The following is a 25,551-nucleotide window of genomic DNA, read 5'->3' as shown; positions in this document are numbered from 1 at the left end:
GTCAAGGGGTGTGCGTTTCCGCCACTCGACCTGGCCACTGGCATTCATGGCACTGAGTGTGTTTTGCTGAGGGTACTCAGTGCCACAAGCCTTAGGGGAGCTCACCATCATGGGCAAGGACTTCGACCTGTATCGCCTGTCCGAGGAGCACGAGATGCTCCGGGAGACGGTCCGTGCGCTGGCGGAGGCGAAGATCACGCCGTTCGCGGCGGCCGTCGACGAGGAGGCCCGGTTCCCGCAGGAGGCGCTGGACGCGCTGGTCGCGGCGGACCTGCACGCGGTGCACGTGCCGGAGTCCTACGGCGGCGCGGGCGCGGACGCGCTTGCAACCGTGATCGTGATCGAGGAGGTCGCCCGGGCGTGCGGCAGTTCCTCCCTGATCCCGGCGGTGAACAAGCTCGGCTCGCTGCCGGTGATCCTGTCCGGCTCTGAGGAGCTGAAGCAGAAGTACCTCGGTCCGCTGGCCAAGGGCGATGCGATGTTCTCGTACTGCCTGTCCGAGCCCGACGCCGGCTCGGACGCGGCGGGGATGAAGACCCGTGCGGTCCGCGACGGCGACTTCTGGGTGCTCAACGGTGTGAAGCGGTGGATCACCAACGCCGGGGTGTCGGAGTTCTACACGGTGATGGCCGTCACCGACCCCGACAAGCGCTCCAAGGGCATCTCCGCGTTCGTCGTGGAGAAGGGCGACGAGGGCGTCTCCTTCGGCGCGCCGGAGAAGAAGCTGGGCATCAAGGGCTCCCCGACCCGCGAGGTCTACCTCGACAACGTCCGCATCCCCGCCGACCGGATGATCGGCGCGGAGGGCACCGGCTTCGCCACCGCGATGAAGACCCTGGACCACACCCGGATCACCATCGCCGCCCAGGCCCTCGGCATCGCCCAGGGCGCCCTGGACTACGCCAAGGGCTACGTGAAGGAGCGCAAGCAGTTCGGCAAGCCGATCGCCGACTTCCAGGGCGTGCAGTTCATGCTCGCCGACATGGCCATGAAGCTCGAGGCCGCCCGCCAGCTCACCTACGCCGCCGCCGCCAAGTCCGAGCGCGTCGACAGCGACCTGACCTTCTTCGGCGCCGCGGCCAAGTGCTTCGCCTCCGACGTCGCCATGGAGGTCACCACCGACGCCGTCCAGCTCCTCGGCGGCTACGGCTACACCCGCGACTACCCCGTCGAGCGCATGATGCGCGACGCCAAGATCACCCAGATCTACGAAGGCACCAACCAGGTCCAGCGCATCGTCATGGCCCGCAACCTCCCGTAATCGTCTGTCACTTGAAAGGAGCCAGGCCGTGACCCTGAGGATCGCTGTCTGTGTGAAGTACGTACCCGACGCCACCGGCGACCGCGGTTTCGCCGACGATCTGACGGTCGACCGTGACGAGGTCGACGGTCTCCTCTCGGAGCTCGACGAGTACGCCGTCGAGCAGGCGCTGCGGATTTCCGAGGAGTCCGACGACGCCGAGGTCACCGTCGTCACCGTCGGCCCGGACGACGCCAAGGACGCGCTGCGCAAGGCGCTGTCGATGGGTGCCGACAAGGCCGTCCACGTCAACGACGAGGACATCCACGGCACCGACGTGATCGGCACCTCCGCGATCCTCGCCAAGGCCCTGGAGAAGACCGGTTTCGACCTGGTCATCTGCGGCATGGCGTCGACCGACGGCACGATGGCCGTGCTGCCGGCGCTCCTCGCCGAGCGGCTCTCCCTCCCCCAGGTCACCCTGCTCTCCGAGGTCTCGGTAGAGGGCGGACTTGTCAAGGGCCGCCGGGACGGCGACGCCGCCACCGAGCTCCTCGAGGCCCCGCTGCCCGCCGTCGTCTCGGTCACCGACCAGTCCGGCGAGGCCCGTTACCCCTCCTTCAAGGGGATCATGGCCGCCAAGAAGAAGCCGGTCGAGGAGCTCGACCTGGACGACCTCGGCATCGACGCCGACGAGGTCGGTCTCGCCGGGTCCTGGACCCTGGTCGAGTCGGCCGCCGCGCGCCCGGCGCGTACCGCGGGCACGATCGTCACCGACGAGGGCGACGGCGGCAAGCAGCTCGCCGCGTTCCTGTCCGCCCAGAAGTTCATCTGACCCACCGTCACTATCGTTCAGGAGCAAGGAATCATGGCTGAGATCCTGGTTCTCGTGGACCACGCCGACGGTGCGGTCCGCAAGCCGGCGCTCGAACTGCTCACCCTGGCCCGCCGGATCGGCGAGCCGACGGCCGTCGTGCTCGGCGCCGGCGAGGCCGCGGCGTCGATCGCCGCCACCGCCGGGGAGTACGGCGCGGCCACCGTGTACGTCGCGGACGGCGCCGAGTTCACCGAGCAGCTCGTCGTGCCGAAGGTCGACGCGCTGACCCAGATCGCGAAGGACAAGGGCGTCGCGGCCGTTCTCGTGACGTCGTCGGGCGAGGGCAAGGAGGTCGCCGCGCGCGTCGCGCTGCGCCTCGGCTCCGGTCTGATCACCGACGCCGTGGAGCTGGAGGCCGGCGACGAGGGCCCGGTCGCGACCCAGTCCGTCTTCGCCGCCTCGTACCAGGTGAAGTCGCGGGTCTCGCACGGTGTGCCGGTCATCACCGTCAAGCCCAACTCCGCCGCCCCGGAGGCCTCCCCGGCCGCCGGTACGGTCGAGAACGTCACCGTCGCCTTCACCGGCAACGCCGCCACGGTCGTCTCGCGCACCCCGCGCGTCTCCACCGGCCGCCCCGAGCTGACCGAGTCCGCGATCGTGGTCTCCGGCGGCCGCGGTGTCGGCGCGGCCGAGGGCTTCGCGGTCGTCGAGAAGCTCGCGGACTCGCTCGGCGCGGCGGTCGGCGCCTCGCGCGCCGCGGTCGACGCCGGCTGGTACCCGCACTCCAACCAGGTCGGCCAGACCGGCAAGCAGGTCTCGCCGCAGCTGTACATCGCGGCGGGCATCTCCGGCGCGATCCAGCACCGGGCGGGCATGCAGACGTCGAAGACGATCGTGGCCGTCAACAAGGACGCCGAGGCCCCGATCTTCGACCTGGTGGACTACGGCGTGGTCGGCGACCTCTTCGAGGTGCTGCCGCAGCTGACGGACGAGATCGGCGCGCGGTAGGTTTCGCGCCCCGAAAGCAAACCGGCCCGGTGGCACTCTGTGCCACCGGGCCGGTTTCGTCGCGTGCGGCTCAGATCCAGCCGTCGAGCGGGACCTCTTCGCAGAGCCGGACGACCGGCTGGTGCCCGGAGACCGCGCCGTGGGAGGAGATCCTGACGCGTACGCCGGGGCGCACCGCGTGCGGCGGTCCGTCGACCCGGCACCGGACGACGAAGCCCTCGGCCATGTGCACCGGCCACAGATCGTTGTCGGCCGCAGCGACCCCACGGCGGACGGAGATCACGCCCTCGCCCTCGCTGCGTTCGGGCGCGAGGTCGGTCGACCCGCAGGTCGGACAGAGCAGGCGCTGGAAGGCCGTGGTGTGGCACCAGCGGCAGACCTGGTAGTAGAGCTCGGCGTCCGCGGCCGATTCCTCGGTCCGGACGGCGGTGCTCCCGTTCCTCAGTCCCATGGACCCGGTATGGAACACGATGCGTTCTCCTTGCACTCGGCGGCTCGACCGTGCATGGAGAACAAGATATGGCACTGAGTGCCATGAAATAAAGACCTCAGTTCCCTCAATCGAAGATACTGAGATCCCTCAGTGATCCCTCAGCCTTCGCCGAGGCTCGACTCCACCTCGCGTACCACCCGCCACATCGGGGTGGACCGCTTGGTGATCACCACGACCACGTCCTCCTCGGCGGCCTCTTCTCCGCGGACGCCGTCCTCACCCCACGTGTCCCGGACGAACTCCAGGGCCCGGTCCACCTCGGCCAGCGGATCGCCCTCGCCGCCCGAGCGCAGCCAGTGGCGCAGCGCGTGGTTGTGCGCGGCGACCACGGAGGCGGCGACCACGTTGGCCCGCAGGGTGCCGTCGCGCCGGTCGGCGTAGCGGGTCCGCAGGTAGTCGCCGAGCGTCTTCTCGTACCGCCAGACGACCGAGAGTTCGTACGTCCGCAGGCCCGTCACCTCGCGGGTGAGGCGGTAGCGCTGGACGGAGAAGGTGGGGTTCTCGGCGTACATCCGCATGACCAGGCGGGTGGCGTCGCAGACCCGGACCAGCGGGTCGTCGGTGTCGGCGCTCGCGGCGAGGAACTCGGTCATGTCGGCGAGGCTCTGCTCGTGGTCGGGGAAGACCACGTCCTCCTTCGACGGGAAGTACCGGAAGAAGGAGCGCCGGCCGACCCCGGCGAGGGTGACGATGTCGTCGACGGTGGTCTGCTCGTACCCGCGCTCCAGGAAGAGCTGGAAGGCCGCGGCGATGAGGGAGTCCCGCATCGCGGGCTTCACGGAGTTCGTCGACGCTGTTCCCATGGCCCGAACCTAACATCCGGCGGGCGGGAACGCGGCACTTGGTGCCATCCTGGACCGGCACCAAGTGCTCTCCGACGTGACGTTACGCGGCTCAGCGGGCCGCCATCCTCAGGGCGCCGTCCATCCGGATCGTCTCCCCGTTGAGGTAGTCGTGCTCGGCGACCATCGTGACGAGCCGGGCGTACTCGTCGGGGCGGGCCAGGCGCTGCGGGAAGGTGACGCTCGCGGCGAGCCCCTCGCGGACCTCCTCGCTGAATCCGGCCATCATCGGGGTGTCGACGATGCCGGGCGCGATGGTGACGACCCGGATGCCGAACTGGGCGAGGTCGCGGGCGGCCGTGACGGTCATGCCGGCGACGCCCGCCTTGGAGGCGGCGTACGCGATCTGCCCCACCTGGCCCTCGAAGGCGGCGATCGACGCGGTGTTGACCACGAGACCGCGCTGGCCGCTCTCGTCCGGCTCCTGACGGGCGATGACCTCGGCGGCCAGCCGCATCACGTTGAACGTTCCCAGCAGGTTGACGTTCAGGACGGTACGGAACAGGTCGAGGTCGTGCGGGCCCTTGCGGCCCAGGACGCGGGCGGAGGGGGCGATGCCCGCGCAGTTGACGGCGAGCCGCAGCTCCGCGCCGTCGGCCTCGATCCTGGCGAGCGCCTCGCGGACCGGCGCCTCCTCGGTGACGTCGGCCGCGAACAGGATGACCCCCTCGGGCAGCGGCCCGGCCGCGGCGACGGCCTTGTCCAGGTCCAGGCCGTAGACGGTGGCGCCCCGGGCGGCGAGAGCGGCGGCGGTGGCGGCGCCGAGACCGGATGCGGCGCCGGTGACGAGCGCGGCGGAGCCGGCGATGTCCATGGAACTCCTCGAAACGTCAGCGGGAACAGTCAGCTGGAACAGTCGGCAGAAGGGAGGGTGTCAGCGGGCCAGGCCACGGCTGATGACGAGCCGCTGGATCTGGTTCGTGCCCTCGAAGATCTGCATGATCTTGGCCTCGCGCATGTAGCGCTCGACCGGGAAGTCGCGGGTGTAGCCGTACCCGCCGAGGACCTGGACGGCGTCCGTGGTCACCTTCATGGCCGCGTCCGTGGCGGTCAGCTTGGCCACGCTGGCCTGGCGGCTGAAGGGACGGCCGAGATCGCGGCGGCGGGCCGCGTCGAGGTAAGTGGCGCGGGCGGAGTCGACGGCGGCGGCCATGTCGGCGAGCAGGAAGCCGAGGCCCTGGTGGTCGACGATCTTCCGGCCGAAGGTGGTGCGTTCGTTGGCGTAGTCGACGGCGGCGTCGAGCGCGGCCTGGGCGAGGCCGGTGGCGCAGGCGGCGATGCCGAGGCGGCCGGAGTCGAGCGCGCTGAACGCGATCTGGAGGCCCTGGCCCTCGTCGCCGATGAGCCGGTCGGCGTCGATGAGCGCGCCGTCCCAGTGGGCGGAGGTGGTGGGGACGGCCTGGAGGCCCATCTTCCGCTCGGGCAGGCCGAAGGTGAGGCCCTCGGTCCGGCCAGGGGCGAGGAAGCAGGAGATGCCGTGGCTGCCGGGGGCGGTGCGGGCGAAGAGGGTGTAGAAGCCGGCCTTGCCGCCGTGGGTGATCCAGGCCTTGTTGCCGGTGATCCGGTACGCGGCACCGTTCGGGCCGTCGTCGGTGCGCTCGGCCTTGCAGGACAGGGCGGCGGCGTCGGAGCCCGCCTGGGGCTCGGAGAGGCTGTAGCCACCGATGGTCTCGCCGGCGAGCATCGCCGGGAGCCAGCGCTCCTTCTGCTCCTGGGTGCCGAAGGTGTGCAGGGGGTGACAGGCGAGCGTGTGGACGCTGGTCGCGACGGCGACGGCCGCCCAGCGCGCCGCCAGCTCCTCCAGGACCTGGAGGTACACCTCGTACGGCTGGCCTCCGCCGCCGAACTCCTCGGGGTAGGCGAGGCCGAGCAGTCCGGCCCGGCCGAGGGTGGTGAACAGACCTTCGGGGTACTTCTCGGCGGCCTCGTGCTCGTCCACGCGGGAAGAGAGCTCCTTGTCGGCGATCTCCCGCGTGAGGGCGATGAGGTCCGCTGCCTCGGGGGTGGGAAGCAGGCGGTCGACATCCATGGCGACTCCAGTGACGCTCAGCACCGGTTGAAACGGTACTGCGGGTGGTACGGCAGTACCGTTGAGCGTAGCGCAGAAGAGTTCCGCCGTAACCCCCCGAACGGGTCGACCTGCATACTGTTCAAGTGATCGACACTCCCGCCGCCGGCGCTCCCAAGCTGACGGGCCGCGGCGCGGCCCGCCGGTCCGCCCTGTTCGAGGAGCTGGTGGCCCTCCTGGTCGGCGAGGGCTTCGCCCAGCTGACCCTGGACGATCTCGCGGCCCGGCTGCGCTGCTCCAAGCGCACGCTCTACGGCCTGGCGGACAGCAAGGAGCAGCTCGTCCGGGCGGCCGTGGTCCACTTCTTCCGGCGCGCGACCACGCGCGTCGAGGCGGTACTCGCGGCGGAGCAGGAGCCGGCGGAGCGACTGGCCGCCTATCTGCGGGCCGTCGCGGCGGAACTGGCCCCGGTCTCCCCGCAGTTCTTCGACGACGTCGCCGCCTTCGAACCGGCCGCCGAGGTCTACGAGCGCAACACCCGCGCGGCGGCCGGGCGGGTGCAGCAGCTGATCGAGGAGGGCGTGCGCGCGGGCGCCTTCCGCGAGGTGCACGTGACCTTCGCGGCCGACGTCATCGCCTCGGTCATGGTCCGCATCCAGCAGCGGCAGGTCGCCGCGGCGACGGGGCTCGCGGACGCGGAGGCGTACGAGCAGCTGGCCGAGCTGCTCCTGAACGGCCTGCGCAAGAGCTGAACCGGCGCGCTCGGGCACATGGCCGATACCGGCCGTCGCCCCGTCACTCTGCGCAGATGATCCACTACTGTGTGCGGCGCATCGATTCGCCACGACACAGGGAGAACCCGCGTGGAGCGCAGCCGTACCGACCTGAGGATCCGTGCCGTACTCGCCGCGATGGGCGTCACCGCCGCGCTCGCGACCGCCCCCGCCGCGCAGGCGGCGCCGGTGGAGGCGCCGCCCGCACCGTGCACCGGCGAGTTCGAGGGCGACAAGCGGCTCGGCCCGAAGTACCTGCCGAAGAAGAAGCAGGCCCCGGTGGGCCCGCTGCTCCGTCACTACCACCGCACCGGCAAGCTGTCCTCGGCGGACTTCCTGAAGAAGTACTGGGAGGGCCCGGCCGACACCGGCAGCTGGAAGTACCCGCCGAACGACGGCTTCGCCGAGGTCAACGGCGAGATCGACAAGGCGCCCGACACCCTGGAGGAGGGCGAGCGCCTGGACCGCTTCGGCTCGGAGTACGGCTCCTACCTCGCCCCGGCCGGCGACCTGTACGCCAAGCGCGCGCTGCCCCCGCAGAACCTGAACACCCGCGACGCGGCCTTCCCCTGCGACTACCACCTCTACGAGGTGACCAAGGAGTTCACCGTCTGGGAGGGCGGGATCGCCCCCTGGTTCGAGCAGCCGGGCGGCGGCCGCCAGATCAAGCTCGACCCGGCGTTCCTGAACCCGGGCGACGGGCAGCGCCTGAACGTGAAGTGGCTGCTGGACAACGGCTACCTCAAGCCCGTCACCACGTGAACCGTTCCGAACTGGCCCGGGCACTCCGCGCGGCCGGGGTGCCCGAGGGCCACTACTGGATCGAGGGCGTCCACGAACCGGCGCCCACCCCGCCGGACTTCGTCTATCTGCGGACGGCACCCGGCGGGCAGGGGTGGGAGACGGGGATCTACGAGCGCGGTGCGTACGAGCCGGTCGCCACGCACGCCGAAGAGGCGGAGGCCTGCGCCCACTTCCGGGCGCTGATCGGGGACCCGGTCTAGGACTCGTCGCCGGTCGGGCCGGGCAGGATCGGCGGGTCGGCGAGCCGTACGAGTTCCAGCGCCTGGGCCGGGAACCAGTCGCCGGCCTGCGGGTCGACCGTCCCGCGCTCGGGGTCCTCGGGGCCGGCCGTACCGCGCAGACAGCGGCCGTCGGACTCCCCCGGGACCTTGATCCACAGCCGGGCGTCGTGGAGCGGGTCGCCGGTCGCGGCCGTGGGCCGGGGGCCGAGGCCGCGGCCGGGCGGGTTGCACCACTCCTGCGGGTCGGGGTGGGCGCCGGGCTTCGGGGTCCAGGGGCCGCGGCCGGCGCGGCTGGTGTCCGTGACGAAGTGGGCGCGGTCGGCGGTGGCTGCGGCGTGGGTGGTCAGCCACGCGTCGGCGTCGGCGCGGCTCCAGGTCCGGTCGGGGCAGTCGGCGGGGTCGCCGGCCCGGGCGGCGTGGGCGAGGCAGCCGGAGACGAGGGTGCCGTACCAGGCGCTGTCGGCGTCGGAGTAGTAGTTCGAGACGTTGACGGCGAAGCCGGTCGCGCGGTCGACACCGGCCTTCACCAGGCGAGGGACAAGGGTGCCCGCGGAGTGCCAGCCCGGGTTCCCCGCGTCGATGTAGACAGCGGTACCGGCGAGTGGTTCGAGGGTGTCGACGGCGTGCCGGATCGCGGCGTAGCGGGAAGCTGTACGTGTCCCCTCGGGGTCGTCCTGACCACATTCGGAGGGCAGGAGGGCGATCCCGTCCGGCTCAAGGACGACGAGCGCCCGGCGACTGCCGATCCCCCGGGCGACGGCGTCGGCCCAGGCGGTGTAGGCGGCTTCGGTGGCGGCCCCGCCGGCGGAGTACTGGGAACAGTCCCGCCCCGGCACGTTGTAGAGCACGAGGACCGGCACGGTCCCCTCGCGGGCGGCCGCCTCCGTGACCTCGCGCGCATCGCGTTCGGCCTCCTCGGAGGTCCCCTCCAACCAGACGGCGTGCGGGGTACGGACCATGGCGAGCAGCCCGGCCGCGGCGCTCTCCTCGCCGCGCGCCACGAGCTCGCGCTGTTGGGCGAGCGCGTCCGGGTTGGCGGCGGGGGTGTGGAAGCGGACGGGCGCGGGCGGGGCGCCGCCGGCCGTCGTCGGCAGCAGGGCGGCGGCCGGCAGAGCGAGGGCGAGGGAGGCGAGTACCAGGATCCGCGCGGAGGGCACGGCGGTGGAGCGGTGGCGCATGGAAGACGTCCTCTCGGCACGTCCCGGGCGACGGGAGCGCTCCCGCGAGCGTCGCTCCCCCGCTCCGTACGCGTCAATGAGCCGAATGGCTGGTGCCCGCCCGCTCGTTACGCGACGGAACCTATCCGTCCGTCGGGCGCGCGCGGTCCGTCGTGGTGGATCGGGGTGTGCGCGCCGGTGAGGGAGACGCCGCTGCCGCCGCGGCGGTTGGCGACGATCTCGGCGGCGATGGAGAGGGCGGTCTCCTCCGGGGTACGGGCGCCGAGGTCGAGGCCTATCGGCGAGCGCAGGCGGGCGAGTTCGAGTTCGGTGACGCCGACCTCGCGCAGGCGCTTGTTGCGGTCCTCGTGGGTACGGCGGGAGCCCATCGCGCCGACGTAGGCGACGGGCAGTCTCAGGGCCGCCTCGAGGAGCGGGACGTCGAACTTGGCGTCGTGGGTGAGGACGCACAGCACGGTCCTGGAGTCCACCTCGGTGGTCTCCAGGTAGCGGTGGGGCCAGTCGACGACGATCTCGTCGGCCTCGGGGAAGCGGGCCGCGGTCGCGAAGACGGGACGGGCGTCGCAGACGGTGACGTGGTAGCCGAGGAACTTGCCGACCCTCACGAGGGCGGACGCGAAGTCGATGGCGCCGAAGACGATCATGCGCGGGGCGGGCACGGAGGACTCGACGAGGAGGGTGAGCGGCTGTCCGCAGCGGCTGCCGTCCTCGCCGATCTCGACGGTGCCGGTGCGGCCCGCGTCCAGCATGGCCTGGGCCTCGCCGGCCGCGGTGCGGTCCAGCTCGGGATGGCCGCCGAGGCCACCCTCGTACGAACCGTCGGGGCGGACGAGCAGCGCCCGCCCCATCAGGTCCTCGGGTCCTTCGGTGATCCGTGCCAGGGCCGCCGGCTCCCTGACGGCCGCCGCCGCCAGGGCGGCGGGGAAGACCCCGCCGCGTACCGGCGTGACGAGGATGTCGATGACTCCGCCGCAGGTCAGACCTACCGCGAAGGCGTCCTCGTCGCTGTATCCGAAGCGCTCGACGACGGTCTTGCCGTCCTCGAGGGCCTGTTGGCACAGCTCGTAGACCGCACCCTCCACACACCCACCGGAGACCGATCCGATCGCCGTGCCGCCGCTGTCGACGGCGAGCGCGGCGCCCGGCTGCCGGGGCGCGCTCCCGCCGACCGCCACGACCGTGGCGACGGCGAAGTCGCGTCCCTGCTCGACCCACCGGTGCAGCTCTTCGGCGATGTCCAGCATCTCGAACTCCTCGATATGTGTGTGGAGGGCGACGGTAAGGCGTCAGCCAACGCCGAGCCAGCTCTCGATCGGGTGGATGGCGAAGTACACGATGAAGATCGCGCACAGGCCCCACATGAAGGCGCCCACTTCGCGGGCCTTGCCCTGCGCCACCTTGATGACGGCGTAGGAGATGACACCGGCCGCGACACCCGTGGTGATGGTGTACGTGAACGGCATCAGGACCACGGTGAGGAACACCGGGATCGCCACGGAGCGGTCGCTCCAGTCGACGTGCTTGGCGTTCTGCATCATCATCGCGCCGATGACGACCAGGGCCGCGGAGGCGACCTCGGCGGGCACGATCGCGGTGAGCGGGGTGAAGAAGAGGCAGGCCGCGAAGAACGCGCCGGTGACGACGGAGGAGAGACCCGTACGGGCACCCTCGCCGACGCCGGTCGCCGACTCGACGAAGACGGTCTGGCCGGAGCCGCCGCTCGCACCACCGAGGACGCCGCCGGCGCCGTCGATGAACAGGGCCTTGGACAGGCCCGGCATGCGGCCCTTGTCGTCCGCGAGGTTGGCCTCGGAGCCGACACCGATGATCGTGGCCATGGCGTCGAAGAAGCCTGCGAGCACCAGGGTGAAGACGATCATGGTGACCGTGATGTAGCCGACGTCGCCCCATCCGCTGAAGGACACGTTGCCGATGAGCGAGAAGTCCGGTGTGGAGACGGCGCTGCCGTTGAGCTCCGGCGCGCCGGAGAACCAGGAGCCCGCGCCCTTGGCCGGGATGTCGGCGACGGCGTTGACGATCATGGCGATGACGGTGCCGGCGACGATACCGATCAGGATGGCGCCGGGGATGTTGCGGGCCTGCAGCGCGAAGATCAGCAGCAGGGTCACCGCGAAGATGAGGACGGGCCAGCCCTGGAGCTCACCGAGCGGACCGAGGGTGACCGGGCCACCGCCCGGGGACGGGTTCTCGTGGACGAAGCCGGCCTTGACGAAGCCGATGATCGCGATGAAGAGGCCGATGCCGATCGTGATCGCGTGCTTGATCGCCAGGGGGATGGCGTTCATGATCATCTCACGGAGGCCGGTGACCACCAGGAGGCAGATCACCGCACCGTAGGCCACACACATGGCCATCGCCTGCGGCCAGGTCATGACGGAGATGACCTGTGACGAAAGCACACCGGAGACGCTGAGCCCCGCTGCGAGGGCGAGAGGGACCTTGCCCCAGAAGCCCATCAGCAGGGTGGTCACCGCGGCGGCCAGGGCGGTCGCCGTGATGAGGGCGGGCTGGCTGAGGACGTTTCCGTCCACATCCTTGCCGCCGAGGATCAAGGGGTTGAGCAGGAGAATGTACGCCATCGCCATGAAGGTGGTGACGCCGCCGCGGATCTCCGTCGCGACGGTGGATCCTCTCTCCGAGATGTGAAAGTACCGGTCGAGCCAAGAGCGGCCGGCGGGGACGTTCGAGCCGGAGCCCGCGTCCTCCGAGGCGGTCTTGGGCTCCACTGACGACTGGGTCATGGGGCCTACTCCCAAGGTTCAAAGGGGCACCCGCATAAGACTTTCCGAAGGTCAGACAAGCTGCGGGATTTGGGATACTGCGTGGGCTGCACGACCCGGGGGACGGCCCGAGACGAACTTGGTTGAATCAGGTCAATCTGGTGTTACTCGGTACTGCTGGATGGTGCTGGTGGTGCTGGTGGTGCTCGGTACTACTGGGTGGTGCTGGTGTTACTCCGGGCGGTACGGGCGGGCTGGGAAGTGTGACGTTCCCGGGGCCTGGGAGGCACGCACCGCCCGGAGAGTCCTACAGGGTGCCGGTGAGCGCCTCGGGGCGGACCGGCGTCTTGTTGAGCTCCAGACCCGTCGCGTTCCGGATCGCCGCGAGGACGGCCGGGGTCGACGACAGGGTCGGGGCCTCGCCGATGCCCCGCACGCCGTACGGCGCGTTGGGGTCGGCCAGCTCGAGGTAGTCGACCGGGATGGTCGGCGTGTCGAGGATGGTGGGGATCAGGTAGTCCGTGAAGGAGGGGTTGCGCACCTTCGCGGTCTTCGGGTCGACGATGATCTCCTCCATCACCGCGACGCCCAGGCCCTGGGTGGTGCCACCCTGGATCTGGCCGACGACGGAGAGCGGGTTGACCGCCTTGCCGACGTCCTGGGCGCAGGCCAGCTCGATGACCTTGACCAGGCCCAGCTCTGTGTCGACCTCCACCACCGCGCGGTGCGCGGCGAAGGCGTACTGGACGTGGCCGTTGCCCTGGCCGGTCCGCAGGTCGAAGGCCTCGGTGGGGCGGTGCCGCCACTCCTCCTCGATCTCCACGACCTCGTCCTCGAGGACGTCCACGATGGAGGCGAGGGTCTCGCCGCCGTCGGTGACGACCTTGCCGCCCTCCAGCAGGAGTTCGGCGGTGGCCCACGCCGGGTGGTACGAGCCGAACTTGCGCCGGCCGATCTCCAGGACCTTCTCGCGGACGAGTTCGCAGGAGTTCTTGATGGCGCCGCCGGTCATGTACGTCTGGCGGCCCGCGGAGGTCGAACCGGCCGAACCCACCTGGGTGTCGGCGGGCTGGATGGTGACCTGCTGCACGCCGAGCTCGGTACGGGCGATCTGCGCGTGGATCGTGACACCGCCCTGGCCGACCTCCGCCGCGGCGGTGTGGACCGTGGCGACGGCCTCGCCGTTGATGACCTCCATGCGGATCCTGGCGGTCGAGTAGTCGTCGAAGCCCTCGGAGAAGCCGACGTTCTTGATGCCGACCGCGTAGCCGACACCCCGGACGACGCTCTCGCCGTGCGTGGTGTTGGACAGGCCGCCGGGCAGGGCGCGGACGTCCGCGCCCTCGCCCGCGGTCTCCCACTGGCGCTCGGGCGGCATCGGACGGGCCTTGACGCGGCGCAGCAGCTCGGCGACCGGGGCGGGCGAGTCGACCGGCTGCCCGGTCGGCATGATCGTGCCCTGCTCCATGGCGTTGAGCTGGCGGAACTCCACCGGGTCCATGCCCAGCTTCGCGGCGAGCTTGTCCATCTGGGCCTCGTACGCGAAGCAGGCCTGGACCGCGCCGAAGCCGCGCATGGCGCCGCAGGGCGGGTTGTTGGTGTAGAGGCCGATCGCCTCGATCTCGACGTCGTCGATGACGTACGGGCCGACCGAGAGGGACGAGGCGTTGCCGACGACCGAGGCCGTGGACGAGGCGTAGGCGCCGCCGTCGAGCACGATCTTGCACTTCATGTGCGTGATCTTGCCGTCCTTGGTGGCCCCGTGCTCGTAGTAGAGCTTCGCCGGGTGCCGGTGGACGTGCCCGAAGAAGGACTCGTACCGGTTGTAGACCATCTTCACCGGCTTGCCCGTGCGCAGCGCGAGCACGGAGGCGAGGATCTGCATCGAGATGTCCTCGCGGCCGCCGAACGCGCCGCCGACGCCGGCCATCGTCATGCGGACCTTCTCCTCGGGCAGGCCGAGGCAGGGCGCGATCTGCTTGAGGTCGGAGTGCAGCCACTGGGTGGCGACGTACAGGTCGACGCCGCCGTCCTCGGCCGGCACCGCGAGGCCGGACTCCGGGCCGAGGAAGGCCTGGTCCTGCATGCCGAAGGTGTACTCGCCCTTGACGATGACGTCGGCACGCTTGGCGGCCTCGTCGGCGTTGCCGCGGATGATCGGCTGGCGGTGCACGATGTTCGGGTGCGGCACGTGACCGGAGTGGTGGTCGTCGCGGTTCTCGTGGACGAGTACGGCGTCGGGAGCGAGCGCCGAGGCCTCATCGGTGATGAGGGGCAGCTCCTTGTACTCGACCTTGATCTTCGCGGCGGCGCGGCGCGCGGTCTCCGGGTGGTCGGCGGCCACGAGGGCGACCGGCTCACCGTGGTGACGGACCTTGCCGTAGGCGAGAACCGGGGTGTCCTGGAACTCCATGCCGTAGTTCTTCGCGGCCGGCAGGTCCTCGTGCGTCAGGACGGCGTAGACGCCCGACACGGTCAGGGCCTCGGAGGTGTCGATGGACACGATCTCGGCGTGCGCGACCGGGGAGCGGAGGATCTGGCCCCAGAGCATCTCCTCGTGCCACATGTCCGAGGAGTAGGCGAACTCGCCGGTGACCTTCAGGGTGCCGTCCGGGCGCAGCGTGGACTCGCCGATGCCGCCCTTGGTGTGCTTCTGGGTGACGTCCGTGGGCGAACCCGCCGGTACGGTGCGTGTGTTCTGAGCCATCGTCAGACCGCCTCTCCCTGGCGCTCCTGGCGCGTGGCCGCGAGGCGGACCGCGTCGAGGATCTTCTCGTAACCGGTGCAGCGGCAGAGGTTGCCGGAGAGCGCCTCGCGGATGTCCGCGTCCGTCGGGGACGGGTTGCGCTCCAGCATCTCGTCGGCGGCGACCAGCAGACCGGGGGTGCAGAAGCCGCACTGGACGGCGCCCGCGTCGATGAACGCCTGCTGGATCGGGCTCAGTTCGACGCCCTCGCCGGTCTGCGAGTCCTGACCCGGCCTGGCCTCCCACTTCTGGGCCGACTCGAGCGGGGTGCCGCAGGCGCCGGACGCACAACCACCGTGCTCCTCACGCTGCTTGGCGTACTCCGCCAGACCCTCGACCGTGACGACCTCGCGGCCCTCGGCCTGGCCGGCGGCGACCAGACACGAACAGACAGGGACCCCGTCGAGACGGACGGTGCAGGAACCGCACTCGCCCTGCTCGCAGGCGTTCTTGGAGCCGGGCAGACCCAGGCGCTCACGCAGAACGTAGAGAAGGGACTCGCCCTCCCAGACGTCGTCGGCTTCCTGCGGACGACCGTTGACCGTGAAATTGACGCGCATGGTTATGCAGCTCCCTCAAGCGTGCGGCCGGTGCCGCGGTACTGCTCCCAGGTCCAGCCGAGCTGGCGGCGGGCCATGATGCCGACGGCGTGGCGGCGGTACTTGGCGGTGCCACGGACGTCGTCGATCGGGTTCGCGGCGCCCGAGCACAGGTCGGCGAACTGCTTGGCGATCGACGGGGTGATGATCTTGCCGCTCTCCCAGAAGCCGCCCTCCTCCAGAGCCGCGTTCAGGAAGGCCTCGGCCTCCTTGGCGCGGATCGGGGTCGGCGCGGCCGAACCGATGCCGGTGCGGACCGTACGGGTCTCCGGGTGGAGCGCAAGGCCGAAGGCGCAGACGGCGATGACCATCGCGTTGCGCGTGCCGACCTTGGAGTACTGCTGGGGGCCGTCCGCCTTCTTGATGTGGACGGTCTTGATGAGCTCGTCGGGCTGCAGCGCGTTGCGCTTGACGCCCGTGTAGAACTCGTCGATGGGGATGAACCGGTTGCCACGGGCCTGCGACTCGACCTCGACCTCGGCACCCGCGGCGAGCAGGGCGGGGTGTGCGTCTCCGGCGGGGGACGCGGTGCCCAGGTTGCCGCCGACGCCACCGCGGTTGCGGATCTGCGGGGAGGCCACGGTGTGCGAGGCGAGGGCGAGGCCCGGCAGCTCGGTCCGCAGGTTCTCCATGATCTGGGTGTACGGAACGGAAGCGCCGAGGCGGACGTTCTCCTCGCCGACCTCCCACTCGCGCAGCAGCTCGATACGGTTCAGGTCCAGGAGGTACTCCGGACGGCGGTGGTCGAAGTTGATCTCGACCATGACGTCGGTGCCACCCGCGATGGGCACGGCCGTGGGGTGCTCTGCCTTGGCGGCGAGCGCCTCCTCCCAGCTGGCGGGGCGAAGGAAGTCCATGGTGGCTCTCTTCTTGTGCTTCTAGTGGTCGGGGGTCGGTCGTACGGGCCCGGGGGGACGGCCGGCCCTCGACTTCGAATTCATGTTCACGTGCTGTTAACGCGATGTGTGGCCTAGTACACAAGCCCGGCCCGCCGGGGTGCAGTCACCGAAAACATGAAGGAGTTGGCTGGTGACCTTGTTCGTCTTGTAGATTCGAACGAACGGCGGTGATCGGCAACCTCGCCGTTTCCCCCTGGAAACGGTGGCACCACGCCACCGGCGACATCACGACAGTCTCGGCGACCATCGGCGGGACCGCCGGACGGTCGGCCGGACAGCCGGTCGCCCCCGGGGAGCACGGCGGACGAGAACCGCCGGGAGTGACAGACTTGTGACGGACGAGAAGGAACGGCGGCAACGAGATGCGGCTGCGCGCACTGCTGGAAACCGACGCGCTGGGGCTGCGCCTGCTCGGTGGTGAGGACGAGCTGGATCGCACCGTCCGCGGCGTGATGACGACGGACCTCAAGGATCCCAGCCGGTATCTGTCCGGCGGGGAGCTGGTCCTCACCGGGCTCGCCTGGCTGCACAAGCCGGAGGACGCCGAGCCCTTCGTCCGGATCCTGGCCTCCGCTGGGGTGGCGGCACTCGCGGCCGGCGAGGCGGAGCTCGGGGACATCCCCGACGATCTCGTACAGGCGTGTTCGCGCCATCGGCTGCCGCTGTTCGCAGTGAACGAGACCGTTGCATTCGCGACGATCACGGAGCACGTTGTTCGACAGGTGTCCGGTGAGCGGGCGGGTGACCTGGCGGCGGTCGTCGACCGCCACAGGCGGCTGATGACCTCCGGTCCTGCCGGCGGCGGACCCGAGGTCGTCCTGGACCTCCTCGGCTCCGACCTGGACCTCCGGGCCTGGGTCCTCTCCCCCACCGGCCGGCAGATCGCCGGTGCGGGAGAGCCGCTGGACGCCTCGCTCGCCTCGAAGCTGGCCGGCGAGCACCTGGCCGCGACCCGGACCGGACGACGCGGCCCGCACCGGCTGAGCATGGCCGGAACCACGTACTCCCTCTTCCCGATCCGCAACACCGGGCGGGGCGCCGCGCCGGCCTCGCGCGACGTACGGGAGACCGTCCTGTCGGACTGGCTGCTGGCCGTCGAGGCCGACGCCGGCGAGTGGCCCGCCGCCCGGCTCGACCTGCTCCAGGGCGTCACCCAGCTGATCGCCGTGGAGCGGGACCGGCGGGACGCGGCGCGTACGGTACGGCGCCGGCTCGCGCAGGAGGTCCTGGAGCTGGTGCAGACGGGCGCCGCGCCCGCCGAGATCGCCGCCCGCCTGCGGGTCGCCGCCCCGGTCCTGCTGCCGGGCCTGGGGACCGCCCCGCACTGGCAGGTCGTCGTCGCCCGCGTCGAGTGGGACGCGGAGGGCGGGGCGGGCACGGTCGAAACCGGCCCGGTGGCACAGGCGCTCCTGGAGGAGATCCTCGTCGACCCGGCGACCGTGGGCGCCGACTCGGCCGACCGGATCGCGGTCGCGCACCACGGGGACGAGGCCATCGCCCTGGTGCCGCTGCCGGCTGCCCCGCTGCCCGACAGCGAGGACGAGGGCACGACCACGCTGGGCCTGCACGCCGACGAGCTGCTGGCCGCCGTACGGGACCCGCTGTCGTCCGGCCTCGCCGACGACGGCCGCCTCACGCTGGGCGTCAGCGCGGCCGTCCACTCGGCGGAGGGCCTGCGCGGCGCCCTGGAGGAGGCCCGGCACGCCCGCCGCGTCGCCGCCGCCCGCCCGGGCCGCGTGTGCGCGGCGGGCCACCACGAGCTGGCCTCGCACGTGCTGCTCCTCCCGTTCGTCCCGGACGACGTCCGCCGCGCCTTCACGGCCCGTCTGCTCGACCCCCTGCGCGACTACGACCGCCGCCACCGCGCGGAGCTCATCCCCACGCTGGAGGCCTTCCTCGACTGCGACGGCTCCTGGACCCGCTGCGCGACGCGCCTGCACCTGCATGTGAACACCCTGCGCTACCGGGTGGGCCGGATCGAGCAACTGACAGGCAGGGACCTGTCGCGCCTGGAGGACAAGCTGGACTTCTTCCTGGCACTGCGGATGTCGTAGGGGGCGGAGCCTCCGGCTTCGGGCCGGGGGCACCGGCATCCTGTCGGCGGGGGCTACCGACCTCCGGCCGGCGGGGGCCGGGGTCGGCGCGGCTCCGGGGCGGGGGCTCCGGCTTCGGGGGGCGAGGGCTTCGGCCGGGGCACCGGCACCCTGTCGGCGGGGCCTCCGTCTGGCGAGGGCCGGGCCTCCGGCCCACGGGGCGCGGGCGACGGGAGCCCACGCGGGGCGCCGGGGCGCGCGCTCGGGCGAGGTCGGCCCGCCCGGCCGCGTCCAGGCGAGCAGGGCGCCGCCCGCTCGACGCGCGCACGCCGCCGTCCGGAAGCGTGGCGCCGCGTTCACCGACCGCGCGGCCGGACACTTGGCGGCCTCCCGCACGCGCCCGTCCGGGGCCGCGAGACGCAGGTTGCGCGGCCACGCGGGCCGGGCCGTCGCCCGAAGATCACCCGCCTGGCCCAACGCGGCTGCTGAATCCGCGACCGGCGCCAGACAGCCGAGCGCCAGGGCCATCGCGGCCCACGCCCACAGGCCGCTCCAGGCAGCCCCTTCGACGGTCTCGACCGCCTCCGTGCCCCGCGCGCAGCCCGCGTACGCCGGTCGAGCAGCGTCCCGGCCCCTGAGGCGAGGTCGCCGCGGCGCCGCAGCGGGCACGCTCCCGGCGAGGACTCCTGAGCGCGGGGGCCGGCGACGCCTGGTCTCCCGGCTCGCGGTCGCCGCCAGTCCACCCCAAGGGCGGCGATCGGGTCCCGTCACCCGAAGGCGGCACGGCGACGTTCATCTCTTCGAGGGAATATGGACCCTGACGGTGTCACAGGTATCGGCACCCCGACGGCGCCGGACGCTGACGTCCGCATACCGGTCAACCTTCCGTACTTGTGAAAACTTTCACCTGACCCCTTGGCCAGCGCCGCGCCTTCGTGCTGAGATGCGGGCTGACTCAACAGCTCAATGGCGCGCTCGGGGAGGGCAATGTGGCGGACACCGCCATGTCTGGTTCCGAAACAACGGGTGGCGACGATCCGTCCCTTGCCTACGGCGGGGCGACCCCGATGGAGACGGCCATATGGCGTCTCCGCTCGCGCGGCTGCTGGACGGACGCAGCCGCTCTGCTCACACCACGCGCGGCGGAACCGGCCGCGGCGCTGGAACGGGCGGCCCTGCTGATCGAGCGGTGCCTGTACACCGAGAAGGGCTGGGCGGAGGCGGAGGAGGCGCTGCGGGCGGCCGAGGCCGTGGCCCAGACCGACGAGGAGCGCGGAGCGGCCGCGTGCGAACGCGGCTATCTCGCCTACGCGTCGACGCTCCTCGGCGTACGCGACCGGGCCGACGAGGCGACCGCGGCGCTCGGTCGCGCGGCGGCGCTCATCGGCCCCTCGGCGGAGGGGCGCCCGCTGCTCGACTACCGGCGCGGGCTGATCGCGCAGAACATCGGCGACTCGCCCGAGGCGGCCCGCGCCGCCTACCGTCGCGCCCACGCGGGCGCGACGGCCCAGGGCGACGAGCTGCTGCTCTCCTCCACGTGGCGTCACCTCGCCGGACTCGCCCTGCGCGAGGGCGAGTTGGCCGAGGCCCGGCACGGCTTCGCCGAGTCCCTCCGCATCCGCGAGGAGCTCGGCTACCTGGTCGGCACGGCCCCGGCCCTCACGGCCCTCGCCGACACGGAGACGGAACCGGAGGCGGGCCGCCTACGGGCCGAGGCGGCGCGCCTCTTCCGTCTCCTGGGCGGCGTCCCGACGTGGCTGGCGGCCCAACTGACGCCTCGGCCAGCAATCTGACGGGGGATCGGGGGGCCGGGGCCGGTACGAGAGCGCCGCGTACGTCCCCGGGGGTGAGGGGAAGGCCCCCGCCCCCGGGGGCAGTCCCGGAGCCGGGGGGGCAGTCCCGGAGCCGGGGCGGGCGCGCGGGCCTTGCACTCGGGCCGCGCGTACACCCCCGGGGATGAGGGGAAGGCCCCCGCCCCCGGGGGCCAGTCCCGGGGCCGGGGCGGGCGCGCGGGCCCTGCGCTCGGGCCGCGTGGCCGAGGGCTGTCGAGCCGCCGGCGCCCCAACCGGGACTGACGCTGCGTCACCTCACTCGTACCGCCGCCCACCGGTCCAGGCACACGAGCGCCTCGTCCATCCCCACCACCACCGCCCCATCCGGAGTCACCGCCACCGCGCGGACCGGCGGGCCGGGGCGGAAGGAGAGGCGGGCGCCGGTGTCGAGGCCGTGAAGTTCGACGAGTCCGTCCGCCCACGCGATCGCCAGTGACAGGCCTTCGGCGGTCTCCGTGGCATGCAACGCGACGACCGCTGCCCGGCGTTCGGCGATCGGGGTGGGATCCGGGTCCTGGCCGGGGATCCAGCGGCGTACCGTCCCGTCGAGGCCGCCGCTGCACAGGAAGGGCGTGGCCGTCTCGACCGCCGTGACGGCCGTGACGCGGCCGCTGTGCAGCGCGGCCTGGTGAATGCCCGTCAGGCCGAAGGCGTGGACCGAGCCGAGCCGGTCACCCACCACCACGGAGCCGCTGATCGCCGCGAGCGCGCTGCCCGGGTGCCGGGTGAGGGTCGCCACGACGGCCGCGGTGAGCCGTTCGAGATACGGCGGCCGGGGCCCCGGCCCGGGCACGGGCAGCAGCCGGCCCCGATCGTCCAGGAGCAGGACCGTGCCGTCCGGCGCCGGCGCCAGCGCCTTGACCCGGCCGCCCGACGGGCTCCGCAACGGCTCGCCCACGGGGGTCGCGTCCGCCGCGCCGAGGATGCGTACGGCATCGGCCGTACCCGCCACGAGCAGGCGGTCGCCGATCGCGCCGAGGGCCGTGACCGGGCCCGGCCAGGGCGGGGTCAGGTCGCCGCGCACCCGGGTCCACCGCACCCTCCAGGGCGCGTCGGCCGCGAGCGCGCGCAACGCCGGACGGAGCCGGGGGTCCGCGGCGTCACCGAGGGCCGCGAGCAGGACGAGGGCCCGGTCCGCCGGGTTCTGGTCGCGGCAGAGCGACTGGCCGGCGCGCAGCCAGGCGGACCGCAGGCCGCCGCGGTCGTCGCCGGGGCCGGTCACGTACGCGGTGGTGACGCGGAGGGGGTCGGCCGTGCACACGGCGACCGGGTCGGCCAGGTCGACCGGATGCCGGGCCTCGTACGGCTCCGGTCCAGGCGCCGGCCCCGGCCGCGAACCGGGCCGCGCACCCGGTCCTGACCGCGCACCCGAACCCGGTCCGGAACCCGGCCCCGTGCCCGGCCGCGCCCCCGACTCCCGTCGTTCGGCGGTGTTTTGGGTCTCCGCGCCCGCCCTCTCCGCGCCCGCCCTCTCCGGGCCCTCGCCGAGGTCCACGACCGTGACGCGGCCGGTGGCGAGGAGGGCGTACGCGGGCGTTCCCGTGCAGGTCTCGACGACGAGCCTGACGCGGCCCGATGCGGCGAGTTCCGCGATCAGTTCGGCGATCGCCTCCGGCTCGGCGGCGGCGTGCAGGTCCGGCAGGACGAGGGCCGCGCGGCGGGCCTCGGTGGTCGCGACGGCCCGGACGAGCTCGCCGGGCGTCCCGGCCACGACACCGAGCCGGTTCGCGATCGTCCAGGCCGCGCCGAGCGCGCACTGGCCGGCGAGCGGGATCAGCTCGCGCGCCGCGCGCCTGCGGCGCGACCCGCCGCGGGTGCCGTGTGCGGCGAGCCAGGAGAGGAGCGCGGACTTGCCCCGGCGGGGACCGCCGACGACGAGGCAGAGGCGGGGCGCGTCCGGGTCGGTGAGCCAGCCGAGCAGGGCCGCCGCCTCGGCCTCCGTACCGGCGGCCGGGCGGTCTCCGCGGACGGATCCGGTCACGGGCACCTTCCCCATGCCGGGGACGGAGTCGCGGACGGCATGAGACACCTCACGGACGGCGCTGTACGGGCGGGACTACGGCAACGACCTTAGTCGTCAGTCCGCCGATCCGGTGAAATGCTCACGGACCAGTGACTGCACGACGGTGACATCCTGGGCGATCAGGGCGTCGAGGAGGGCGGTGTGCTCCGCCGCGTCCGCCACGAGGTCGCCGTGCCGGGTCACCGGGCCGCTCACCAGGGGCCACTGCGAGCGGCGGTGCAGGTCGTCGGCGACGGCGAGGAGCTGTTCGTTGCCGGCCAGCGAGAGGACGGCGCGGTGGAAGGCGCGGTCGGTCTCGGCGTAGTGGGCCCGGTCGCCGCGGGCGGCGGCGGCCGCGGTGGCCTCGGCGAGCGGCCGGAGCTCGGCCCAGCGGGCGGCCGGGACCGTGCGGGCGAGGCGGAGCATGACCGGGATCTCGATGAGCGCGCGGACCTCGGCGAGTTCGGCGAGCTCGCGCGGGGTGCGCTCGACGACCCGGAATCCCCGGTTCGGGACGACTTCCACGGCGCCTTCGATGGCGAGCTGCTGCATCGCCTCACGGACGGGGGTGGCCGAGACGCCGAAGCGCTCGCCGAGGGCGGGGGCGGAGTACACCTCGCCGGGCACGAGTTCGCCACCGACGAGGGCGGTGCGCAGCGCCTGGAGGATCTGCCCGCGCACGGAGTGCCGCTGGACGGGCCGCGGGGCGAGCCTGGGCGCGGGCGGCTCACTGTGGGTGTGCTCCCCACGCGCCTGTGGCAGCGGAACGGATCCGGAGGCGCCGCCGCGCGCCTGTGGCAACGGAGCACATACCTGCGCCGTGGCAGCGCCTCGTGCCTGTTCCGGGACCCGTACCGTGTCGCCGAACGGCGGGTACAGCTGCCGTTCCGACCGCTCGCGCGCTCTGCCCTGCTCCACCCGGGTCCTCCTGCGGGGTCGTGCCGGGCCTGGCTCGCGATACCGAGGCCCCCTGTGCACCATAGGCGGACGGGGCCGCAGTTCAAACATCGGTCGCATCGGGTAAGGTAAGGCTAACCTGCTAACGATCGCGATTCGGTGGTCCCGTATGGCCCTCCCCACGCTGCTCCCCGCCCCGTTCGCCTCGCCCGTCGCGGCCTCGTACGCCCGCCTCGGCGAGGTGTTCTCCGGGCTGCGGATAGAGGAGCTGGGCAGCGGCGAGCGGGCGCCCCGGGGAGCTGGCTGGGTCGGCGCGGACGAGCTCGCGGCCGGCGGCGCCGCGCTCGACGCCTTCCTCGCGTGGGACAACGCGCAGGTGCTGCGCGACTACGGACAGCAGGCCCGCCCCGACGTGGTCGCCAGCTTCGGGCTGCACCGGTACGCCTGGCCCGCCTGCCTGCTGGTCACGGTTCCCTGGTTCCTGCACCGCAGGGTCCCGCGGCTGCCCGCTCGTAACGTGGCCTTCCAGCGGGCCCTCGGGCGGATGTCCGTACGGATCGAGGAGTTCGCGTGCCTGCCGGGCGATCCCGCCGCCTCCCTGCCCGGGGCCCGGGTCGTCCCGGACGAGGAGGCGCTGCGCGCCGAGGTCAGGGACGCGCTGGCCGAGCATTTCGCGGACGTCCTGGCCGGCTTCGGGCCGCGGATGCGGCGCGGGAAGCGGGCGCTGTGGGGCATGGCGACGGACGAGATCGTCGAGGGACTCTGGTACATCGCGGCGCTGCTCGGCGAGGAGGAGCGGGCGATGGCCGAGCTGGAGCTGTTGATGCCCGGCACGGCCAAGCCGTACGCCGGCGCCGCGGGCTTCCGCGAGCTCGCCGGTGGCGAGGCGGCCGACGGAACGCCCCGTTCCACCCGGGACCGGGTGACGTGCTGCTTCTTCTACACACTGCGCCCCGAGGACACCTGTCTGACGTGTCCGCGCACCTGTGACGCCGAGCGGGTCCGCAGGCTCGCCGCGACCGCCTGACGGACGGGCGGATTACGCCACTCGTACGGGTGGCGTGAGTCGAACGCAACTCCCTTGCGCCGTACGGTCGTTCGACCAGATGGCACCTATTCGTATGCCGTCCGGCCCCAATGGCGTGCTCTTGCCGCGAAACCCGTTGAGCGGCCTCCGGGGTCGGCCAGTATGGGCGGCCGAAACGCCCTACTGCGATGCAAGGGACACCGCATGAGACTGACCGACATATCGCTGGACTGGCTGCTTCCTGGTGGCGTCATGGTGGCCGGAGTCCTGACGGCGGTGGCGGTGCTCGCGCGCGGCAAGCGCGCCGGTGACCAGGCCCCGGCCGAAGACTCCTGGGAACGCAGTGAGGAACGCCGCAGACGCAAGGAAGCGATCTATGGAACCGCCTCGTACGTCCTGCTCTTCTGCTGCGCGGCCGTCGCCGCCGCGCTCTCCTTCCACGGCCTCGTCGGCTTCGGCCGGCAGAACCTGAACCTCACCGGCGGCTGGGAGTACCTCGTCCCGTTCGGCCTCGACGGCGCGGCGATGTTCTGCTCGGTGCTCGCGGTCCGAGAGGCGAGTCACGGTGACGCCGCCCTCGGCTCACGGCTCCTCGTGTGGACGTTCGCGGGCGCGGCGGCCTGGTTCAACTGGGTGCACGCGCCCCGGGGTCTGGGCCACGCGGGCGCCCCGCAGTTCTTCGCGGGCATGTCCCTCTCGGCCGCGGTCCTCTTCGACCGGGCCCTCAAGCAGACCCGCCGGGCGGCGCTGCGCGAGCAGGGCCTGGTGCCCCGTCCGCTGCCGCAGATCCGGGTCGTACGGTGGCTGAGGGCGCCCAGGGAGACCTTCGGCGCCTGGTCGCTGATGCTGCTCGAGGGCGTACAGACGCTGGACGAGGCGGTCGACGAGGTACGCGAGGACCGGCGCGAGAAGGAGCAGAACCGGATCCGCAGGCGCGAGCAGGGGAGGCTCGACCGGGCCAGGATCAAGGCGATCAACCGCCAGCACCGGGCCTTCGGTCTCGGCCGGGGCGGTGGCCGTCAGGTCGACATGCCGTCCCTGACCTCCGGCGCGGGCTCCGCGACGCAGTCCGTGGGGGCCGCCGTCGCGGAGCCCGCCATAGCGGACCCCGGACAGCTGCCGCTTCGACACCGGCCCTCCCTCCAGGCCGTGGGTACTGAGCCGCGGACGGTGGATCTCACCGCCGAGGACGACACCCAGACGCTGCCCCGGCTCGACTCGCTGGAGCGCAAACTGAAGGACCTGGAGCAGCAGTTCGGGTGAACTGCCGACATGGACGGCGGGGGGGGGGGGGGGGGGGGGGGGGGGGGGGGAGTGGGGGGGGGGGGGGGGAAAAAGGGGAAAGGGGGGGGGGTTGGGGGGCGCCGCCCCCCCCCCGTGCTCTGGGACTA

The 25,551-nt window shown here is 72.3% G+C and carries 22 protein-coding genes; 10 read left to right on the top strand and 12 right to left on the bottom strand.

What is annotated here, in order from left to right; all coding sequences use genetic code 11:
* Positions 1-109: 109 nt before the first annotated feature.
* The 3 genes from ACZ4VI_RS18965 to ACZ4VI_RS18955 are packed head-to-tail and all read left to right on the top strand — an operon-like array spanning position 110 to position 3,065.
* Positions 110-1,261, top strand: coding sequence for an acyl-CoA dehydrogenase family protein (locus ACZ4VI_RS18965; RefSeq protein WP_468000492.1), 1,152 nt, complete (start codon positions 110-112; stop codon positions 1,259-1,261).
* Between the two features lie 28 nt (positions 1,262-1,289).
* Entirely contained in the window at positions 1,290-2,075 is a 786-nt protein-coding gene (locus ACZ4VI_RS18960) for an electron transfer flavoprotein subunit beta/FixA family protein (protein WP_468000491.1), read from the top strand.
* Positions 2,076-2,108: 33 nt separating this feature from the next.
* Positions 2,109-3,065 (top strand): electron transfer flavoprotein subunit alpha/FixB family protein, encoded by a 957-nt coding sequence (locus ACZ4VI_RS18955; RefSeq protein WP_468000489.1) that lies wholly within the window; start codon positions 2,109-2,111, stop codon positions 3,063-3,065.
* A 70-nt stretch (positions 3,066-3,135) separates the two neighbouring features.
* On the opposite strand, the gene ACZ4VI_RS18950 is transcribed toward ACZ4VI_RS18955, so the two are convergent.
* From ACZ4VI_RS18950 to ACZ4VI_RS18935, 4 genes are all read right to left on the bottom strand, one after another.
* Positions 3,136-3,534: a Zn-ribbon domain-containing OB-fold protein gene (locus ACZ4VI_RS18950; protein WP_468000487.1), complete on the bottom strand. Its 399-nt coding sequence runs from the start codon at positions 3,532-3,534 to the stop codon at positions 3,136-3,138.
* A 122-nt stretch (positions 3,535-3,656) separates the two neighbouring features.
* On the bottom strand, positions 3,657-4,361 hold the full coding sequence (locus ACZ4VI_RS18945) for a TetR family transcriptional regulator (RefSeq protein WP_468000485.1): 705 nt from the start codon (positions 4,359-4,361) through the stop codon (positions 3,657-3,659).
* A 91-nt stretch (positions 4,362-4,452) separates the two neighbouring features.
* Complete coding sequence (locus ACZ4VI_RS18940) at positions 4,453-5,214, bottom strand: SDR family NAD(P)-dependent oxidoreductase (protein WP_468000483.1); 762 nt, start codon at positions 5,212-5,214, stop codon at positions 4,453-4,455.
* A gap of 60 nt (positions 5,215-5,274) precedes the next feature.
* The gene (locus tag ACZ4VI_RS18935) at positions 5,275-6,429 is read right to left on the bottom strand and encodes an acyl-CoA dehydrogenase family protein (protein WP_468000481.1); all 1,155 of its coding nucleotides are present in this window, start codon (positions 6,427-6,429) and stop codon (positions 5,275-5,277) included.
* A gap of 125 nt (positions 6,430-6,554) precedes the next feature.
* Between ACZ4VI_RS18935 and ACZ4VI_RS18930 the strand changes: the two genes are divergently transcribed.
* The 3 genes from ACZ4VI_RS18930 (at position 6,555) to ACZ4VI_RS18920 (ending at position 8,185) form a co-directional block, all read left to right on the top strand.
* Positions 6,555-7,160: a TetR/AcrR family transcriptional regulator gene (locus ACZ4VI_RS18930; protein WP_468000480.1), complete on the top strand. Its 606-nt coding sequence runs from the start codon at positions 6,555-6,557 to the stop codon at positions 7,158-7,160.
* Positions 7,161-7,319: 159 nt separating this feature from the next.
* Positions 7,320-7,943, top strand: coding sequence for a TNT domain-containing protein (locus tag ACZ4VI_RS18925; protein ID WP_468000752.1), 624 nt, complete (start codon positions 7,320-7,322; stop codon positions 7,941-7,943).
* Positions 7,940-8,185 carry a hypothetical protein gene (locus ACZ4VI_RS18920; protein ID WP_468000478.1) on the top strand — a complete coding sequence of 82 codons (246 nt, stop codon included), beginning with the start codon at positions 7,940-7,942 and terminating at the stop codon, positions 8,183-8,185. Before ACZ4VI_RS18925 ends, ACZ4VI_RS18920 begins: the two co-directional genes overlap by 4 nt.
* On the opposite strand, the gene ACZ4VI_RS18915 is transcribed toward ACZ4VI_RS18920, so the two are convergent.
* From ACZ4VI_RS18915 to ACZ4VI_RS18890, 6 genes are all read right to left on the bottom strand, one after another.
* Positions 8,182-9,384, bottom strand: coding sequence for a glycoside hydrolase family 6 protein (locus ACZ4VI_RS18915; protein ID WP_468000477.1), 1,203 nt, complete (start codon positions 9,382-9,384; stop codon positions 8,182-8,184). The two genes, ACZ4VI_RS18920 and ACZ4VI_RS18915, sit on opposite strands and share 4 nt — an antisense overlap.
* 107 nt (positions 9,385-9,491) lie before the next feature.
* A complete protein-coding gene (locus ACZ4VI_RS18910) occupies positions 9,492-10,628 on the bottom strand; it encodes an XdhC family protein (RefSeq protein WP_468000475.1) in 1,137 nt (378 codons plus the stop codon).
* Between the two features lie 42 nt (positions 10,629-10,670).
* Positions 10,671-12,146: an NCS2 family permease gene (locus tag ACZ4VI_RS18905; protein WP_468000473.1), complete on the bottom strand. Its 1,476-nt coding sequence runs from the start codon at positions 12,144-12,146 to the stop codon at positions 10,671-10,673.
* Positions 12,147-12,432: 286 nt separating this feature from the next.
* Positions 12,433-14,832 carry a xanthine dehydrogenase family protein molybdopterin-binding subunit gene (locus ACZ4VI_RS18900; RefSeq protein WP_468000471.1) on the bottom strand — a complete coding sequence of 800 codons (2,400 nt, stop codon included), beginning with the start codon at positions 14,830-14,832 and terminating at the stop codon, positions 12,433-12,435.
* A gap of 2 nt (positions 14,833-14,834) precedes the next feature.
* Positions 14,835-15,431 (bottom strand): (2Fe-2S)-binding protein, encoded by a 597-nt coding sequence (locus ACZ4VI_RS18895; protein ID WP_468000469.1) that lies wholly within the window; start codon positions 15,429-15,431, stop codon positions 14,835-14,837.
* 2 nt (positions 15,432-15,433) lie between these two features.
* A complete protein-coding gene (locus ACZ4VI_RS18890) occupies positions 15,434-16,327 on the bottom strand; it encodes an FAD binding domain-containing protein (protein ID WP_468000467.1) in 894 nt (297 codons plus the stop codon).
* A 404-nt stretch (positions 16,328-16,731) separates the two neighbouring features.
* Between ACZ4VI_RS18890 and ACZ4VI_RS18885 the strand changes: the two genes are divergently transcribed.
* Positions 16,732-18,423 (top strand): PucR family transcriptional regulator, encoded by a 1,692-nt coding sequence (locus tag ACZ4VI_RS18885; RefSeq protein ID WP_468000465.1) that lies wholly within the window; start codon positions 16,732-16,734, stop codon positions 18,421-18,423.
* Between the two features lie 983 nt (positions 18,424-19,406).
* Positions 19,407-20,195, top strand: a complete 789-nt coding sequence (locus ACZ4VI_RS18880; protein WP_468000463.1) for a hypothetical protein — start codon at positions 19,407-19,409, stop codon at positions 20,193-20,195.
* Positions 20,196-20,484: 289 nt separating this feature from the next.
* Here the strand turns inward: ACZ4VI_RS18880 and ACZ4VI_RS18875 are convergent, their stop codons facing one another.
* Complete coding sequence (locus ACZ4VI_RS18875; RefSeq protein ID WP_468000461.1) at positions 20,485-22,215, bottom strand: WD40 repeat domain-containing protein; 1,731 nt, start codon at positions 22,213-22,215, stop codon at positions 20,485-20,487.
* A gap of 96 nt (positions 22,216-22,311) precedes the next feature.
* The gene (locus ACZ4VI_RS18870) at positions 22,312-23,154 is read right to left on the bottom strand and encodes a GntR family transcriptional regulator (RefSeq protein ID WP_468000459.1); all 843 of its coding nucleotides are present in this window, start codon (positions 23,152-23,154) and stop codon (positions 22,312-22,314) included.
* A gap of 148 nt (positions 23,155-23,302) precedes the next feature.
* Here ACZ4VI_RS18870 and ACZ4VI_RS18865 point away from each other — a divergent pair, with 148 nt between their 5' ends.
* Together ACZ4VI_RS18865 and ACZ4VI_RS18860 are read left to right on the top strand one after the other, a co-directional pair.
* Positions 23,303-24,160 carry a (2Fe-2S)-binding protein gene (locus ACZ4VI_RS18865; protein ID WP_468000458.1) on the top strand — a complete coding sequence of 286 codons (858 nt, stop codon included), beginning with the start codon at positions 23,303-23,305 and terminating at the stop codon, positions 24,158-24,160.
* A gap of 204 nt (positions 24,161-24,364) precedes the next feature.
* A complete protein-coding gene (locus tag ACZ4VI_RS18860; RefSeq protein ID WP_468000456.1) occupies positions 24,365-25,423 on the top strand; it encodes a DUF2637 domain-containing protein in 1,059 nt (352 codons plus the stop codon).
* The last annotated feature ends 128 nt before the right edge of the window (positions 25,424-25,551 follow it).

The sequence above is a fragment of the Streptomyces sp. NPDC029169 genome (assembly GCF_055563935.1).
This window is presented reverse-complemented; position numbering and strand designations above follow the sequence as displayed.